At 45.2% G+C, this 1,019-nt stretch carries 1 protein-coding gene and 1 pseudogene; both read left to right on the top strand.

Annotated elements, in window-relative coordinates; genetic code table 11:
* Positions 1 to 4: 4 nt before the first annotated feature.
* Positions 5 to 805, top strand: a complete 801-nt coding sequence (locus ACWHAR_RS23370) for an NAD kinase (protein WP_003232918.1) — start codon at positions 5 to 7, stop codon at positions 803 to 805.
* Between the two features lie 14 nt (positions 806 to 819).
* Positions 820 to 1,019, top strand: a pseudogene (locus tag ACWHAR_RS23365) (RluA family pseudouridine synthase); the annotation flags it as partial.

The following is a 1,019-nucleotide window of genomic DNA, read 5'->3' as shown; positions in this document are numbered from 1 at the left end:
GAGCATGAAATTTGCCGTATCATCAAAAGGAGATCAAGTTTCTGATACGCTGAAAAGCAAAATACAGGCGTATTTATTGGATTTTGATATGGAACTGGATGAAAATGAACCGGAAATCGTTATTTCAGTCGGAGGCGACGGAACGCTTTTGTATGCTTTTCACAGATACAGCGACCGCTTGGACAAAACAGCATTTGTCGGCGTTCACACAGGTCATCTGGGTTTTTATGCCGACTGGGTTCCTCATGAAATTGAAAAACTTGTTCTTGCCATCGCGAAAACGCCGTATCATACAGTCGAATATCCGCTTCTCGAAGTCATTGTGACCTATCACGAAAACGAGCGGGAAGAAAGATACTTAGCTTTGAATGAATGTACGATTAAAAGCATCGAAGGAAGCCTTGTTGCTGATGTGGAAATCAAAGGGCAGCTCTTTGAAACCTTCCGGGGCGACGGCCTCTGCCTGTCAACTCCATCAGGCAGCACAGCCTACAATAAGGCGCTGGGCGGAGCGATTATCCATCCGTCTATCAGGGCGATCCAGCTTGCGGAAATGGCTTCAATTAATAACCGCGTGTTCCGTACGGTCGGGTCACCTCTGCTTCTCCCATCCCATCATGATTGCATGATTAAGCCGAGAAACGAAGTTGACTTTCAAGTGACGATTGATCATTTAACCCTTCTCCATAAGGATGTAAAGTCGATCCGCTGCCAAGTTGCATCCGAAAAAGTGCGGTTTGCGAGATTCCGTCCGTTTCCATTTTGGAAAAGAGTCCAGGATTCGTTTATTGGAAAAGGTGAATAGAAAGAGGACATATCGTGGAGCATTTTTTTATCAGAAAGAACATTACTTCCGCTGAGGACGGGATGACTGTAAAAGAATATGCCAGTGAACTGGGAATTTCGAAACGTCTGCTGACCGATATTAAGTTTGGCGGGGGAGACCTGCAGATTAACGGTGAGCATGTGACGGTCAAATACGTTTTGAAAGAGGGAGATCTTCTTATCGTGAAGTTTCC

This window comes from Bacillus sp. LR--39 (assembly GCF_053613335.1).
Note: the sequence above shows the minus strand (reverse complement) of the source record. Positions and strands in the feature narration are given on the sequence as shown.

Coding starts and splice junctions, on each gene's coding strand:
- ACWHAR_RS23370 (WP_003232918.1), top strand. CDS start 5: ATGAAATTTGCCGTATCATCAAAAGGAGATCAAGTTTCTGATACGCTG.